This is a genomic window from Lewinella sp. IMCC34183 (assembly GCF_003390915.1).
GTDB lineage: Bacteria > Bacteroidota > Bacteroidia > Chitinophagales > Saprospiraceae > Neolewinella.
Map to the genome: position 1 here is coordinate 1 of NZ_QMEM01000007.1, position 16892 is coordinate 16892.

At 61.8% G+C, this 16892-nt stretch carries 13 protein-coding genes; all 13 read left to right on the forward strand.

The window, feature by feature from the left end; all coding sequences use genetic code 11:
• The first annotated feature begins 697 nt into the window (after positions 1–697).
• Complete coding sequence (locus DQG19_RS15080) at positions 698–1690, forward strand: AAA family ATPase (protein WP_116127118.1); 993 nt, start codon at positions 698–700, stop codon at positions 1688–1690.
• 150 nt (positions 1691–1840) lie between these two features.
• A complete protein-coding gene (locus DQG19_RS15085) occupies positions 1841–3217 on the forward strand; it encodes an MBL fold metallo-hydrolase (RefSeq protein ID WP_116127119.1) in 1377 nt (458 codons plus the stop codon).
• 7 nt (positions 3218–3224) lie between these two features.
• Entirely contained in the window at positions 3225–4922 is a 1698-nt protein-coding gene (locus DQG19_RS15090) for a SulP family inorganic anion transporter (RefSeq protein WP_116127120.1), read from the forward strand.
• A 181-nt stretch (positions 4923–5103) separates the two neighbouring features.
• Positions 5104–6453 carry a fasciclin domain-containing protein gene (locus DQG19_RS15095; RefSeq protein ID WP_116127121.1) on the forward strand — a complete coding sequence of 450 codons (1350 nt, stop codon included), beginning with the start codon at positions 5104–5106 and terminating at the stop codon, positions 6451–6453.
• 523 nt (positions 6454–6976) lie between these two features.
• The gene (rimP, locus tag DQG19_RS15100; RefSeq protein WP_157974537.1) at positions 6977–7447 is read left to right on the forward strand and encodes a ribosome maturation factor RimP; all 471 of its coding nucleotides are present in this window, start codon (positions 6977–6979) and stop codon (positions 7445–7447) included.
• A 5-nt stretch (positions 7448–7452) separates the two neighbouring features.
• The gene (gene nusA / locus DQG19_RS15105; RefSeq protein WP_116127322.1) at positions 7453–8703 is read left to right on the forward strand and encodes a transcription termination factor NusA; all 1251 of its coding nucleotides are present in this window, start codon (positions 7453–7455) and stop codon (positions 8701–8703) included.
• Positions 8704–8975: 272 nt separating this feature from the next.
• A complete protein-coding gene (locus tag DQG19_RS15110) occupies positions 8976–9500 on the forward strand; it encodes an RNA polymerase sigma factor (RefSeq protein ID WP_116127123.1) in 525 nt (174 codons plus the stop codon).
• A gap of 118 nt (positions 9501–9618) precedes the next feature.
• A complete protein-coding gene (mutY, locus tag DQG19_RS15115; RefSeq protein WP_116127323.1) occupies positions 9619–10704 on the forward strand; it encodes an A/G-specific adenine glycosylase in 1086 nt (361 codons plus the stop codon).
• An 85-nt stretch (positions 10705–10789) separates the two neighbouring features.
• Complete coding sequence (locus tag DQG19_RS15120; RefSeq protein WP_116127124.1) at positions 10790–11215, forward strand: single-stranded DNA-binding protein; 426 nt, start codon at positions 10790–10792, stop codon at positions 11213–11215.
• 35 nt (positions 11216–11250) lie between these two features.
• Positions 11251–12720: a gliding motility-associated protein GldE gene (gene gldE, locus DQG19_RS15125; RefSeq protein WP_232826534.1), complete on the forward strand. Its 1470-nt coding sequence runs from the start codon at positions 11251–11253 to the stop codon at positions 12718–12720.
• An 8-nt stretch (positions 12721–12728) separates the two neighbouring features.
• A complete protein-coding gene (ligA, locus tag DQG19_RS15130) occupies positions 12729–14858 on the forward strand; it encodes an NAD-dependent DNA ligase LigA (RefSeq protein WP_116127125.1) in 2130 nt (709 codons plus the stop codon).
• 58 nt (positions 14859–14916) lie between these two features.
• Positions 14917–15219 (forward strand): thioredoxin family protein, encoded by a 303-nt coding sequence (locus DQG19_RS15135; protein WP_116127126.1) that lies wholly within the window; start codon positions 14917–14919, stop codon positions 15217–15219.
• Positions 15220–15256: 37 nt separating this feature from the next.
• Complete coding sequence (locus DQG19_RS15140; protein WP_116127127.1) at positions 15257–16831, forward strand: sodium:solute symporter; 1575 nt, start codon at positions 15257–15259, stop codon at positions 16829–16831.
• The last annotated feature ends 61 nt before the right edge of the window (positions 16832–16892 follow it).

Below are 16892 nucleotides of genomic sequence, written 5' to 3' on the forward strand. Positions count from 1 at the left end.
CCCTCGCTTCGCTCGGGTGGGCCACGGGTTGAGGGCGTCCCGCCCGATCCACACCCGAGTGCAGCGAGGGGCGAACTATATGCACGAAAAGCCGCGCAGCAGCCTAGCGGGTGCGAGCAAACCAATTCCGTAGTAACTGAAAACGGGCTGTCATTTCCCACATCCCTCGCTTCGCTCGGGTAGGTATCGCGCCTGGAGGCGCTCAACCCGGGCCTACCCGACAACCCAACCCCCATTCCCCCAAACGTATCTACCTTGCACCTGCGGCCCGCCGCCCCAAACTGAAGGCCCCCTATGTATGATGCTTCTTGGGGAAGAGAACCCGCGTAGCGGGTTGAGGTTGGGGGGGGGTGGTTGGTGCGCTAGTGAATTGGTGCATTGCTGCGTTGCCCGGCAGACGGGTACCCCTCGCTTCGCTCGGGTGGGCCACGGGTTGAGGGCGTCCCGCCCGATCCACACCCGAGTGCAGCGAGGGGCGAACTATATGCACGAAAAGCCGCGCAGCAGCCTAGCGGGTGCGAGCAAACCAATTTCGTGGTAACTGAAAACGGGCTGTCATTTCCTACATCCCTCGCTTCGCTCGGGTAGGTATCGCGCCTGGAGGCGCTCAATCCGGGCCTACCCGATAACCCAACCCCCATTCCCCCAAACGTATCTACCTTGCACCTGCGGCCCGCCGCCCCAAAATGAGACCCCTATGGCCAGTGTAGATATCGAAGCCCTCAATCAGCAAATCCGCGCCGACAGCGAAGTCGTGGAGCGCATCCGCAAAGAAACCGCCAAGGTGATCGTGGGGCAGGAGAATATGATCGACCGCCTGCTGCTGGGACTGCTGAGCCGCGGCCACATCCTGCTGGAGGGCCTACCCGGGCTGGCGAAGACGCTGGCGATCAAGACCCTGGCGCAGACGGTGAGCGCCGACTTCAGTCGTATCCAGTTTACGCCGGACCTGCTGCCCGCCGATATTGTGGGTACCATGATCTACAACCCGACGGTGAACGACTTCAGCGTGCGGAAGGGACCGGTATTCGCCAACTTCGTGCTGGCGGACGAGATCAACCGCGCGCCGGCCAAGGTGCAGTCGGCCCTCCTGGAAGCCATGCAGGAGCGGCAGGTGACCATCGGATCGGATACCTTCAAACTCGAGGAGCCCTTCCTGGTGCTCGCCACCCAGAACCCCATCGACCAGGAGGGTACTTACACCCTGCCGGAGGCCCAGACCGACCGCTTCATGCTGAAGGTCAATATCGGCTACCCCACCCGGGAGGACGAGCAGATCATCATCCGCCGGAACCTGGGCGAAGGCTTCGAAAAGATCAATGCCGTGGCCACGCCGGAGGATATCCTGCACGCGCGGAAGTCCGTACGGCAGATCTACATGGACGACAAGATCGAGCGCTACATCATCGACATCGTCTTCGCCACCCGCGAACCGGAAGCCTACCGCCTGGAAGACCTCAAGCCACTGATCAACTACGGCGGCAGCCCCCGCGCCAGCATCAACCTGGCCCTGGCCGCCAAGGCCCAGGCCTTCCTGGAACGCCGCGGCTATGTGACGCCGGAAGACGTCCGCGCCGTGTGCGAGGATGTGCTGCGGCACCGCATCGGCCTGACCTACGAGGCGGAGGCAGAGAATATCCGGCAGGAGGATATCATCAGCCGGGTGCTGAACGTAGTGGAAGTGCCCTAGGGAATCTGCAACAGCCTGGTTACCGTATCCGATCGCCCCGCACGACAGCGCCTGCGGCTGGCGCCCTACGTGGAATGAGCGCCGGAGTCAACCAAAGGCCGGCTCGCGCCTTTTGTCATATGAAGGAACCTTCATATAACAGATATTCCCATGACGATCGAGCAAATCTATACCGGCTGCCTCGCCCAGGGCGCATACTATATTTCCAGTAACGGCGAGGCCGCCATCGTGGATCCACTGCGCAGTCCCGATCCCTACGTGAAGAAGGCACGGGAGGCCGGGGATACGATCAAGTATATCTTCGAGACCCACTTCCACGCCGACTTTGTGAGCGGCCACCTCGACCTGGCGAAGGAGACGGGGGCCCAGATCGTCTACGGCCCCGGCGCCAAGACCGACTACGAAAAGCACGAGGCTGAGGACGGGGAAGAGTTCAAATTGGGTGACCTGACCATCCGGGTCCTGCACACCCCCGGGCACACCCTGGAGAGCACGACTTACCTGCTGCTCGACGAGCAGGGTACGCCAAAAGCGATCTTCAGCGGCGATACCCTCTTCATCGGCGACGTAGGCCGGCCCGACCTCGCACAGAAAAAGGGGCACCTGACCAAGGAAGATCTGGCGGGACTGCTTTACGACAGCCTCCGCCGCAAGATCATGGTGCTGCCCGACGACGTGGTTGTCTACCCCGCCCACGGGGCCGGCTCCGCCTGCGGCAAGAAAATGAGCCGCGAGACCACCGATACCCTGGGTAACCAGAAGGAAACGAATTATGCCCTGCGGAAGGACATGACCCGCGAAGCGTTCGTCGCCGAGGTAACCGCCGGCCTCGCCCCCCCGCCCGCCTACTTCAGCGAGAACGTACGGATGAACAAGGCCGGCTACGACTCCTTCAGCGACGTGATGGAGCGGGGAGCGGTAGCCCTGGACCCCGAACGCTTCGAGCAGGTCGCCAACCACGAGATGGCCCTGGTACTGGACGTGCGATCCAAGGAGGACTTCGTGCAGGGGTTCATCCCCAACAGCATCTTCATCGGGATCGACGGCAGCTTCGCCCCCTGGGTGGGAGAACTGGTGCCCGACCTGCAGCAGCCGATCCTGCTGGTCACCGACCCGGGCCGCGAGGCCGAAACCGTGGAGCGCCTCAGCCGCGTAGGCTACGACAACGCCCTCGGCTACCTGGACGGCGGCCTGGAAGCCTGGCGCACGTACGGGGGGGAGATCGACACCATCGACACCATCACCGCGGCGGATTTTGACCCGCAGGCGGCCAGCTACGTCCTCGATGTGCGCAAGGAAAGCGAGTACGCCGGCGGCCACCTCAGCGGTGCCACCAACCTGCCCCTCTCCCGCCTGCCCCACGCGACCGGCGAGCTTGACTCCGACATCACCTACCACCTTCACTGCGGCAGCGGCTACCGCTCCACGATTGCCAGCAGCTTACTGAAGGCCCGTGGCTTCGACCGGCTGGTGAACGTACAGGATAAGGTAGCCGACATTCTGGCTACCGAGTCCGTCGACGCGTAGGCGGTCCGTGTGGTTCGCCCGCCCCTCCGACTACCGCTCCGGTGGCCTTCGCCGCGACGTAGTGGCCGGTCTTACGGTCACCTTCGTGCTGGTGCCCCAGGCCATGGCCTACGGTCTGCTAGCCGGGGTACCGCCGGTGTACGGCCTGTACGCCGCGCTCGTCCCGCTGCTGGTATATACGCTGCTCTCCAGTTCGCCCCACGTAGCGGTGGGACCCACGGCGCTGGCAAGTTTGCTTACGCTAAACGGTCTCTCGGCGATGGCCGAGCCCGGCAGCGCGGACTACATCACCCTGGCGCTGCAACTGGCCTTGCTTACCGGGGCGCTCCAGTTGCTCTTTGGCCTGCTGCGGCTGGGGGGTCTGGTGAGTTTGCTGAGCCGACCGGTCCTGTCGGGCTTCGTATCGGCCGCGGCGGTGCTGATCGTGGCTTCCCAGTTGAAGGCATTCTTTGGCCTCGCTATGCCGCGCACCGCCTACCTGCATGATACCCTGTACCAGTTTGCACTTCATCTCGACAGTTTTCACTGGCCGACCGCCCTCCTGAGCGTAGGCACCCTGGCCCTGCTCGTAGCCGGCAAGCGGTACCTGCCGCGGTGGCCCGTCATGCTGATCTGGATTGTGTCCGCTACCCTGCTGGTATACGGGCTCCGCCTCGACCTCGCCGGCATAGCGGTGGTGGGCGAGGTACCGGCGGGGCTGCCTCCTTTCGTGGGACTCGACGCGGTCGGAGGCGACCTGCTTACCCTCCTGCCGGTAGCGGCGGTGCTGGCCCTCATCAGTATGGTGGAAACCCTCTCGATCGGTAATGCGCTGGCCGCCCGCCACAACTACTACCGCATCCTGCCCAACCGCGAACTGGTCGCCCTGGGCCTGTCGAAGGTAGCCGGGGCTTTCTTCTCCGCGGTACCTACGTCGGCCAGTTTCGGCCGTTCCGCGGTTGTGGAGGAGAGTGGAGGGCGGAGTGCCGTGGCCAACTTGATAAGCTTCGTGCTGCTGGTCGTGGTGCTGCTGTTCCTTACGCCCCTCTTCTACTACCTGCCCATTCCCATGCTGGCGGCCGTCATCGTGTATTCGGTCGGCAAGCTGTTCGATCTGACCGAGATGCGGCGCCTGTACCGGCTCGCGCCGCGGGAGCTGGCGGTGCTGCTGGTCACCTTCGGCTTCACGCTCTTCGCGGGGTTGCAGTGGGGCATTGCCGGTGGGGTGGCCCTTTCGCTGGCCTTCGTGTTTCTCCGGGCCGCCCGCCCCCACCTGGCCGAGCTCGGACGGATCGCGGGCACCAACGCCTTCCGCAACGTCAATCGATTCGAGGGTGCCGAGACCGATCCGGAACTGCTGATCGTCCGCTTCGACGCCGAACTGTACTTCGGCAACGCGGAATACTTCGGAGAACGGATCACGGAAATGGTGGAGGCCCGCGGCACGGGCCTGCGGGCGGTGATCCTCGACGGCCACACCATCAACGACCTCGACACCACCGGGCTACACGCCCTCGAGCAACTCCACGAGAAGCTCCACCACCGCGGAGTGGCCCTTTACCTGACCGGCATGATCGGGCCGGTGCGCGATTTCCTCTACCGGTCGGGCATGATGGAACGGATGGGAGTAGAGAGCCACTTCCTGTCCATCCAGGACGCCATCCGCTACCACCGCGGCGAGGGCGACCGACGCAACTGGGACCTGCCCGCCGTACAACACGACTGAATCAGGCAAGAATATTTTCCGTGCTCCCCAACGCTCGGGGGCCGGCGTACGTCTTGTCATATGACGCCCCGGCAGAAAATTTCTTGCCAGCAGAGTAGTACTAAAAAGTTATTATTGGCCTGACGGGCAGCGTAAACAACGGTCAGCCCGTTTCACACACCAGTCATTAACCCACTTTTTCATGATCCGATCAAGCACCTTCCTAACCCTATTCCTCCTCTCTCTCGTTCTGGGATTCACCTCCTGCGGAGACGACGACGGACCGATTGTTCCCGTAATCGGCACGATCACCGACATTCTCGAGGGTGAGTCGGAATTTTCCAATCTCGTGGCCGCCCTGCAGCGGACCGGCCAGGACCAGTTCCTTGACGGCCCCACCGCGCGGCTGACGTTCTTTGCCCCCAATGATGCTGCCTTCGCGGCTGCGGGAATCGACCTCGGCACCATCAGCGATACCGAACTCTCCAACATCCTGGCCTATCACATCCTGGTCGGTCAGATTCTGCGGGACGGGGACATTCCCGACGGCCGTACCGAGTACGACACCCGAAATGCCACCGTTCCCGGAGGTATCAGCCTGCCCCTGACCGTCGACAAAGACGGTAGTACCCTTACCCTCAACGGTATGACCACCGTTACCGCCGGTCCCGTCGAAGCGGTCAACGGCGTGTACTACACCATCGACGGAATACTGATGCCGCCGACCCTGGTGGATCGGGCTATGCTTGCTGGTAATTTCACTACGCTACTGAGTCTTCTGGAGCGCGTCGAACTGGACGAAGTGCTGATGGATACCGGCAACTATACCATTTTCGCCCCGACCGACGCAGCCTTCGCCGCTTCGAGCCTTGACCTGTCTACCTTGAATGACGATGAGGTGACCGACCTGCTGCTGTACCACGTGCTGGGCACAACCATTCCCGCCGCCAGCATTCCGTCCGGTCAGTCCTTCCAGACCACGCTGAGCACCGCCGGCCCGGATGACACCCGCCTTTCGCTGCTGCTTGGATCCTACCCCGACAGCGTGACCGTCAACGGCAGCGCGGAGGTAGTCGCAACGGACGTTTACGCCACCAACGGCGTAATCCACGCCATCGATGAGGTACTTGAGATGCAGGACCTGGTCGACTTCGTGACCAAAGCCGAACAGACCAGCTCCCTGGCCACCGCCGTTACGAATGCGGGACTGGCCGGCAACCTTATGACCAGTGGCCCCTTCACGGTATTCGCTCCGACCAATGCCGCGTTCACTGCCGCTGCGGACACCATTGCTACCTTCACCGGTAATCAGCTGCAGAGTGTGCTGCTGTACCACGTACTAAGCGGCAATGTCCAGTCCTCCGACCTGGTAGACGGTGATGTCACCACCCTCAACGGCCAGGAACTGACGGTAAGCATTGAAGAGGACACCGCACCCGTCCTGATTACCCCCGACAGCACGGTGGTCAACTTCGTCACTACCGACATCCAGGCTACCAATGGCGTGATCCACCTGATCAATGGTGTGCTGCTGCCGGAGCTGGAAGACTAGGCAACGGCAAGCGCGTTTCCCGGCTTCGTCCGCAACGGATGCAGCAACCGTGGAATACGCGTCATCTTTACCAAACAAGGCCGTAAAAACGCTAGGAGAGGGGATCGTGAGGTCCCCTCTTTTTTGTGTGCGTACTTACCCGTTTCGGGGCGCGGGGGCCGGGCCACCGATGCCACGCAGGAGGTATGGAAGACACGATCACCGATCTCCTGCAAACCTACTCCTCCACCGAGCCACCTGTTCATCCGGGATGCGCGATTCGCGCGCCCCGTCCAACTGAACGAGGGAGACCTTCGCACCCAAAATGGCGTGCGGTACCTGGTCGATCGGGTGGTTGTCCCCCGGCAGCGGGAGCGGCTGCAACGTGGAGACAACTAATTTGCACCGAATACGTTATCTTTGCCAAACAAGGCCGTAAAAACGTCAACAGAGGGAACCGTGAGGTTCCCTCTTTTTTGTGTCCCTGCTCACCGATTTCGGGCGCGGACGCAGGTGCAGGGCCGCCGGTACCAAGCAAAAGTTTATGGAAGAAACGATCACCAATCTGCTGGAAACTTACTTCTCCACCGAGGAGGAATTTCAGGACTGCTTCGTCGTGGACGTGAACCACTCCAACAAGAAATTGGAAGTCTTCGTCGACAGCGACTCCGGGATGACCTTCGCAAAATGCCAACGTATTAGTCGGTATCTTGAAAGCTACCTGGATGAGGCCAAGCCCCTCGGCGAGGAATATATCCTGAACGTAAGCAGCCCCGGCGTGGACCGTCCCCTGAAGTTCCACCGGCAGTACCAGAAAAACGTAGGCCGCACCCTGGAGGTCACAACCACCGAGGGGGAAACCTACACCGGCCTCCTCAAGGAAGCCACTCCCGCCGAGATCGTCCTGGAAGCCAAGCAGCGCATCCAGGACGGAAAGCGCAAAAAGACCGTCGTGGAGGACATCAGCATCGCCACCGACGCCATTAAAAAATCTATAGTCAAAATCTCCTTCTAGCCATGATGAACCTGGTTGACACCTTCAAGGAATTCAGCTCGGGCAAGAGCATCGACAGCCCCACCATGGTGCGGGTACTGGAAGATGTGTTCCGCACCCTGATCAAGAAAAAATTCACCACCGACGATAACTTCGACATCATCGTCAACGCCAACAAGGGTGACCTCGAGCTCTGGCGCGTACGCATGATCGTCCCCGACGGGGAAGTGACCGACGAACTCTCGCAGATCTCCTACTCCGAAGCGATCGCCATCGACGAGGACTACGAAGTCGGCGAAGAGTGCTACGAGCAGCTTTTCCTGAAGGATTTCGGCCGCCGCAGCATCATGGCCGCCCGGCAAACCCTGATCAGCCGCATCATGGACCTCGAGAAGGACGAGATCTACCGCAGCTACACCGAGCGCGTCGGCGAACTGGTACTCTGCGAAGTGCAGCAGATCCTCAAGCGCGAGGTACTCGTCATCGACGACGCCAATGGCCGCGAGCTGGTCATGCCGCGCACCGAAACCATCCGTGGCGACTACTTCCGCAAGGGCGACATGGTCCGCGGCGTCATCAAGGAGGTCGAAATGCGCAACAACAACCCGGTAGTCATCGTGAGCCGTACCGACGAGCGCTTCCTGGCCAAGCTCATGGAGCAGGAGGTCCCCGAGATCGAGGACGGCCTGATCACCATCAAGGGAATCGTCCGTATTCCCGGCGAGCGGGCAAAGGTCAGCGTAGAGAGCTACGACGACCGTATCGACCCCGTAGGTGCCTGCGTGGGCATGAAAGGTTCGCGCATCCACGGCATCGTCCGGGAGCTCAACCAGGAGAACATCGACGTGATCCCCTACACCAACAACACCAACCTTTACATCCAGCGGTCACTAACGCCGGCCCGCGTTTCCAACATCGACCTGGATATGGAATCGCGCCGCGCCAAGGTATACCTCGAGCCCGATCAGGTCAGCCTGGCCATCGGCAAGGGGGGTACCAACATTAAACTGGCCAGCCGCCTGGTCGACTTCGAGATCGACGTATACCGCAACAACGAGGTAGAGATCGACGACGTCGACCTGGACGAGTTCAGCGACGAAATCGAAGGCTGGGTCATCGACTCCCTAAAGAGCATCGGACTCGACACTGCCCGTTCGGTGATCGATACGAGCCCCGAAGATCTGGTCCGGCGTACCGACCTCGAGGAGGAGACCATCATGCACGTGCTGAAGGTACTCGCCGCCGAGTTCGACGATGTCCGCTACGTGGAGGAGTAACTCACTCGCGTAAGCCCCAAAAGAAAGCCCGCTCCGGATATCCGGGGCGGGCTTTCTTTTTATAGCTATCTTTCATTTTTTTCTGAAAATTATGCAGAACATGGGGCGACATAAAGCGGTTTTTCTCGTGTAAGACAGCTGATTTGGCAGAACAGGCCGGTATTTGGCCGACAATTGTGAAATCATATCACATCATTCTAAAACGCAGCTGCGACTTTATATAAGTAAACGCTATATTTGGTTTAACAAACGGCCAGCCCGGTCCTTCGCCCATGACTCAGTTTGACTTTTTCCTCCAGTTTGATCAGCAATCGCCCCTGCTTCACTCCTTCGCATACAACCTGACCAAGAACTCGGAGGACGCCAAGGATCTCTACCAGGAAACGGCCTTTCGCGCGATCACCAACCGCGACAAGTTCCGCCCCGGCACCAACCTGAAGGCCTGGCTCTTCACCATCATGAAGAACATCTTCATCAACAATTACCGGAAGAAGGTGAAGGCCAACACCATCATGGACAATACCGATAATCAGTACTACCTGAATTCGGGCAGCCACTCCATCGAAAACCAGGCCGACAGCAACATCCTGATTAAGGAACTGACGGTGATGATCGACGCCCTCGACGATTCGACCCGGGTCCCCTTCCTGATGCACTACCAGGGCTTCAAGTACCAGGAAATTGCCGACCGCCTGGGGCTGCCGCTGGGTACGGTCAAGAGCCGCATCTTCTTCGCCCGCAAGGATCTTAAGTCGCAGATTGCCGGTCGCTACGGTAAGCTGCGCGAAAAGGACTAACCAGCATAGCCGTTACGTACGACTTTTAACAATGTGTCACTATAGTCTCTCAACTAATTTATCACGTGTCTTTTTACCTTGGCCTACCGCAACGTCGCGGTAGGCCATTGCTTTGTTCATGACTACTCCCGACTGGTCCCTGTTCCGCGACGGCCTCACGGCCTGGTACGCGCCGGACCGCCGGCCGATGCCGTGGAAGGGAGAACGTGACCCCTACTGCATCTGGCTCAGCGAGATCATCCTGCAGCAGACCCGCGTGGCCCAGGGCTGGCCCTACTTCGAGCGGTTCCTGGCGGCCTACCCTACCGTTGCCCAACTGGCGGCCGCCGAAGACGCGGACGTGATGAAGCTGTGGGAGGGACTGGGCTACTATTCCCGCGCCCGCAACCTGCTACGCGCCGCCCGTACTGTCGTCGCGGACCACGGTGGCCGCTTTCCCGACACCTACCGGGGGCTGCTGACCCTGCCCGGGGTAGGCCCCTACACGGCCGCGGCGGTTGCTTCCTTCGCCTTCGACCGACAGGTAGCGGTCCTGGACGGTAACGTCTTCCGTATCCTGGCCCGCTACACCGCCGATCCCACCCCGATCGATACCGGGCCGGGGCGGAAACACTTTCAGTCGCTCGTGGACCGGGCGCTAGGAGAGGCCCCCGCCGCCGCCTTCAACCAGGCAATTATGGACTTCGGCGCCCTGGTCTGCACGCCGAAGTCGCCCGACTGCGCCCACTGCCCCGTAGCGGAAGGCTGCCGGGCCCGCGCGGAAGGCACCGTACCGGATTTTCCGGTGAAGGGCAAGGCGGCGGCCCGGCGGGACCGCATCTTCCATTACCTGCACGTGACCGACGCACGGGGCCGTTTCCTGCTGCACCGCCGGGAGGACCGCGACATCTGGAAGCACCTCTACCAGTTTCCCCTCGTGGAACGCGCAGCACTGGACCTGCGCCCGCCGCAACTCGCTGCTGCGGACAACTGGCCCGCCTGGCTGCCCTTCCGGGAACTGGAGGTTCGGGGCCGCAGCAAGCCTTATACCCATCAATTGTCCCACCAGCGGCTGGGGGTGGTCTTCCACCGGCTGTACTGGCCGGCCCCGCACGATGTCCCCGATGACTATACGGCCGTGTCGCGCGACGGGCTGGGACCGTACGCGCTGCCGCGGGTGATCACCCGTTACCTGGGCGACCAGCGCTTGACGCTGGACCTGTAATCCTACAAATTGTTTAATAAATCGGTGAAATCCCTTCCCGTTCCCACCCGCGGGGAGTAGCTTTGCGGGTCCTCAACCTGAAGCGATGATCAACAAAGTGACCCTAGTGGGCCGGCTCGGCGCCGACCCGGAAATCCGTACCCTCAGCAACGGGGCCATGGTGGCCAAATTCAGTCTGGCCACGTCGGAAAACTACAAGGATCGCGCCGGGGAGTGGCAGGAGGATACGCAGTGGCACGACGTGATCCTCTGGCGCAACCTGGCCGAGCGCGCGCAACAGTACCTCCGCAAGGGGAGCCTGGTCTACCTCGACGGCAAGCTGACCCACCGGAAGTGGCAGGACAAGGAAGGCAACCCCCGCAAGACCACCGAGGTAGTGGCCTCCTACTTTCGCCTGCTCGACGGCAAGCGAGACGGCGATGACTCCGGCAGCAACCCGGCCCCCGCGGAAACCGGGGCTCCTGCCAGCCCCGGCGCGAACAAAACCGACGGCGACGACCTCCCCTTCTGATTGATGGCGCGGGCTCGGCGCGGCGTCCTATCTTTGTGCCTGACCAATTCCGACTGTTGGACGCCACGGCTTCGTTATCGCATATATTCCCTTCCCTGCTGCTGCTCAGCACCGGCCTCGAGATTTTCCTGGGGTTCCTGGTGATCGTAGTCCTGCTGCTGCTATCGGGCCTGGTATCGGGTTCGGAGGTGGCCTTTTTCTCGCTTACGGCCAACGACTACGAGGAGATGGAGCAGGCCAACAACCCGGTACGCGAACTGCTCTATGAGCTCCGCGAAAAGCCGCGCCTGCTCCTGGCGACCATCCTGATCGCCAACAACTTTATCAATATTGCCATCGTCCTGGTATCGGAGATCATTCTCCGTAAGGTATTTCCGGAAGCCCTCTTCGCCAGCTGGGCGCGGGGCATCCACGAGCACCTGCAGTTCATGCAGCGCTTCTCCGAGACGGGCCTGACCGGCGCCATCGGATTTCTCATTACGGTGATCGGCGTCACCTTCCTGCTCGTTCTCTTCGGCGAGGTGGCTCCGAAGGTTTACGCCAGCTACAACAAGGTGCAGCTGGCCACCCGCATGGCTGGCCCCATCAACTTCATGCTGCGCGCCTTTCACCCATTAGCGTCCAGCCTGGTCAAGGGTGCGTCCATCATCGAGCGGCGGCTGGAGAACCACACCCTGGATGCCGCCGCCGCCAGCCAGGAGGATATCGACGAGGCCATCGACCTCACGGTCAATTCCGACGACCCCAACGACGACGCGCCGCGGCAGGACGTGGACATCCTCAAGCGCATCGTCAAATTCAATAACGTCACGGTACGACAGATTATGCGGTCCCGTGGCGACGTGATCGCCGTGGATCATAAGATCGACTACCAGCAGCTGATCGCCGTGGTCCGCGAGTCGAGCTACAGCCGCATACCGGTCTTTGAGGAAGACTTCGACAAGATCAAGGGCATCCTCTACGTCAAGGACCTGCTCGGCCACCGCCACGAGGCCGGCACCTTCGACTGGATGCCGCTGGTGCGCGAAGAAGTACTCTTCGTACCGGAGAACAAGAAGATCAGCGACCTGCTGAAGGAGTTTCAGACGGAGAAGACCCATATGGCCATCGTCGTCGACGAATACGGGGGCACCGAAGGGATCGTCACCCTCGAAGACGTTCTGGAGGAAGTGATCGGCGATATTCAGGACGAATTCGACGAGGACGACGAGATCATTTACCAGCGGATCGACGCACTCAATTACGTCTTCGATGGCAAGACGATGCTCAACGATGTCTACCGCGTGCTCAAGATCAATACCTCGGTCTTCGAGCCCGTCAAGGGCGAGGCAGAATCCCTGGCCGGCCTGCTCCTCGAGATCCTGGGGCGTATCCCCGAGGTAGGCGAGGAAATCGCCTACGAGGGGTACCGCTTTCAGGCGATGTCGGTCAATACCCGGCGCATCGAGGAGGTACTCATTACCCTGCCCGAACCCCCGGAGGCCGAAGCGAACCCGGAAACCTAGCCCGGAATATGTACGGAAAAGAACAACAACGGCAGCTCTACGCCCGCTCGAAAGCCTACCTGCAGGAAGCCGGCGACGCTCCCGCCGCGCAGCAGCTTCCCGAACTCCGCGAGTTGCTGCGCTACCACGAGTGGCGCTACTACGTGCACGACGACCCCGTGCTGAGCGATGCCGAATACGACAAGCTGTTCAAGCAACTCGAGCGACTCGAGGAAACCCACCCCGACCTGGTCACCCCCGATAGCCCCACCCAGCGGGTCGGCAACGACCTTACCGGCAACTTTGAGAGCGTCCCCCACTTGGTCCCCATGCTGAGCCTCGGCAACAGCTACAACGCCGACGACCTCTTCGAATTCGACCGGCAGGTGAAGCGGATGCTCAACATGGAGGAGGATGCTCCCCTGGCCTACGCCACCGAGCCCAAATTCGACGGCGGCACCATCGCCTTGGTGTACGAAAACGACCACCTGCAGCGGGCCGCCACCCGCGGCAATGGCGTCCTCGGGGAGGAGATCACCCACAACGCGCGCGTGATCCGGTCGGTACCCCTGACCGCCGCGTTCAGCCGCTTCGGGCTGCACCGCGTGGAACTTCGGGGCGAGGTGATCATCCGCAAGGACCGCTTCGCGGCCCTCAACGCCGCCCGCGCGGAAGCCGGGCTCACCCTCTTCGCCAACCCCCGCAACACGGCCACCGGCGGGCTGCGGATGAAGTCGCCCACCGAGACCGCCGACCGGCAGCTGGAGGCCTTCATCTACAGCTTCGGTTACGGCACCGACGCGGCGGGCAACGACGCCGTGCAGGCCCTCGGCACCCATACGCACGCCCTGGATATCCTGACCGAGCTCGGCTTCAAGGTGCCGGAGGCGGGCCGCGAACGGACCCGCTCGGCCGACATCACCGGGGCGGCGGACTTCTGCCGGGAATGGGAGGCGCGGCGGGAAGAATACCCCTACGAGATCGACGGCATGGTCGTCAAGGTGGACGACCTGGCCCTGCAGGAGCGGGCGGGCTACACGAGCCACCACCCCCGCTGGGCCATCGCCTATAAGTTTGCGGCGCGGCAGGCGACGACTACCCTGCTGAATGTGGAATACCAGGTCGGCAAGATCGGTACCATCACGCCCGTGGCGAAGACCGAGCCCGTAGGACTGGCCGGCGTCGTGATCGGCAGCGTGAGCCTGCACAACGAGGATTTCATCAGGGAGAAGGACCTGCGCCTCGGCGATAAGGTACTGTTGGAGCGTGCGGGCGACGTGATCCCCTACATCGTGAAGCCCCTGGAAGAGCTGCGCGACGGCAGCGAACGCCCCATCGTCTGGCCGGTCAACTGCCCCGTCAACGATACGGCGGAGAAGGTGCCCCTCGTACGGGCGGCGGGCGAGGCCGCCTGGCGCTGCCCCGTATGCGTATGCGGTGCCCAGAACCTCCAGCGCATCGTGCACCATGTCTCCAAGGTCGCCATGGACATCGACGGCATGGGCCGGCGCTACGTGGAGCAGTTCTACGCCCTCGGCTGGCTGAAGACGATCGTGGACGTGTACCGCCTCCCCTACGACGAGATCGCCGCCCTGGAGGGCTTCGGCGAGCGCTCGGCCGACAACCTGCGGCAGAGCATCGAAACGGCCAAGCACAACCCCCTGTGGCGTCTGCTGCACGGGCTCAGCATCCACCACCTTGGAAAGAAGGCCAGCCAGTTGCTCGCCCAGAACGTGGAGCACGTACAGGACCTCGCCGGGTGGTCGGAGGAGCAGTTCCTTCACATCAAAGATATCGGACCCACGGTAGCGGAGAACGTGGCCGCCTATTTCGCCAACCCGATCCACCTCGAGCAGCTGCGCGAGCTGGAGGACCTGGGCGTCAACGTGCGCCCCACCGACGAGGACCGTCCCGCCGCCCAGGTCACCGAGGGGCCCTTCGTGGGCAAGAGCATGCTCTTTACCGGCAGCCTGCAGGAGATGAGCCGCAAGGAGGCGCAGGAGAAGGCCAAGGCCGCCGGTGCGCGCATCGTCTCTGCGGTGAGCGGTAAGCTCGATATCCTGGTGGTTGGCGAAAAGCCCGGCTCCAAGCTGAAGAAGGCCGAGGCCCTCGGTACCGTCCGGGTGATGACGGAGGCGGAGTTCCTGAGCCTCACCTAGGACGCTTCCCGGCCTCCGAACCCCGCCGTGCCCGCCCCGGTTAGCAATTAATAAAGCCATGGCCCAGACCTCCTTCCACGACCTGATCAACGGCGACACCCCCGTACTGATCGACTTCCACGCTACCTGGTGCGGCCCCTGCCACGCCTACTCCCCCATCCTCAAGCAACTGAAGGAGGACCTGGGCGACAAAATGCGGCTCGTCAAGATCGACGTGGACCGCAATCCCGAGATCAGCCAGAAACTCGGCGTGCAGGCCATGCCCACCACCATGATCTTCCACCGCGGCGAGCTGAAGTGGCGCGCTTCCGGCGTACAGACGCCCCAAACCCTTAAGGACGAGCTAGCCAAGCTAAATTGAACGTTTAATCGGGGAATGCATAAATTGCGCGCCCCCCATGAACGCATCCCTCAGCCCCCTGGCCATCCTCGGCATCGTTGCCGTCTACTTCGCGGTGCTCGTGCTGGTCTCCTTCCTCACGTCGAGGAACGACAGCAATAACGCCGATTTTTTCCTGGCGGGGCGCAAGTCTCCATGGCTCCTCGTGGCCATCGGCATGGTGGGATCGAGCCTGTCCGGCGTTACCTTCATCAGCATCCCGGGGGCGGTAGGGGCCGGCGGCGTCAACCAGGCCTTCAGCTACATGCAGGTCGTGATGGGCTATCTGCTGGGGTACGCCTTCATCGCACTGGTCCTCCTGCCCCTCTACTACCGGATGGGGCTCACCAGTATCTACGAATACCTGCGCAGCCGGATCGGGCCCCACGCGTACAAGATCGGCGCCTTCTACTTTCTGCTGTCGCGTACCATCGGCTCCTCCTTCCGCCTCTTCCTGGTGGCGGTGGTGCTCCAGCAATTCGTCGCCGCCCCTATCGGTATTCCCTTCGCAGTGACCGTGGCCAGCGCCATCCTCCTCATCTGGCTGTACACCTTCCGGGGGGGCATCAAGACGATCATCGTCACGGATACGCTGCAGACCGTCTGCATGCTGCTGGCCGCCGGCATCACCGTGTACTACATCGCCGGGGCGCTGGAGACCGACTTCAGCGGCATGGTCCGGCTGATCCGGCAGAGCGACTACAGCCAGTGGTTCTTCTTCGAGGGCGGCTGGAGCGACCCCAACAACTTCTTCAAGCAGTTTCTGAGCGGAGCGCTCATCACCATCGTAATGACCGGCCTGGACCAGGATATGATGCAGAAGAACCTGAGCATGCCCAACTTCCGCGACGCGCAGAAGAATATGCTGCTGTTCAGCATCGTGCTCGTATTTGCCAACCTCCTGTTCCTATGCCTCGGGGCACTGCTCTACATCTACGCGGCCAACGTAGGCCTCTCCCTACCGGCCTCCTCCGACCTGCTCTACCCCACCATTGCCCTGATCAACCTGCCGCCCGTCGTGGGCGTGCTCTTCGTGCTCGGGATCGTGGCGGCGGCCTACTCCAGTGCCGACAGTGCCCTGACGGCCCTGACGACCTCCTTCTGCGTCGATTTCCTGGGCATGCGGGAAACCGACGTGGTGCCCGATACCCAGGCGGGGACGCAGGTGCTGGAGGAAAATACCAAGCGCAAGCGGCTGCTGGTTCATTCCGGATTTTCGGTGCTCCTTTTCGCGGTCATCATGGCCTTCGAGCTCATCAACAATACGGCGGTGATCAACAGCCTCTTCAAGGCCGCGGGGTATACCTACGGTCCGTTGCTGGGCCTGTTCGCCTTCGGCCTGCTGACCAACTTCCGGGTGCGGGAGGAGGTACGGGTAGGCAAAGTGCGCATCCCGGCACTCATTCTGGTGTGCCTGCTGTCGCCGATCGTATCGATGGTCGTGGACTATTACTCCGCGGAGCTGCTGGGCGGATTCCAGTTCGGATTCCTCATTCTGGCCTTCAACGGCTTGCTGACCTTCGTGGGGCTGGTGACCCTGAGCGAGCTGGGCGAGCCGCACGGCGATGACTTCACCGGCACCGACTACGCCTGACCCATGGACGCCGGGTTGCGGACTGTCCTCGTCCTGCTTACCTTGTGGCCCCTAATCATTC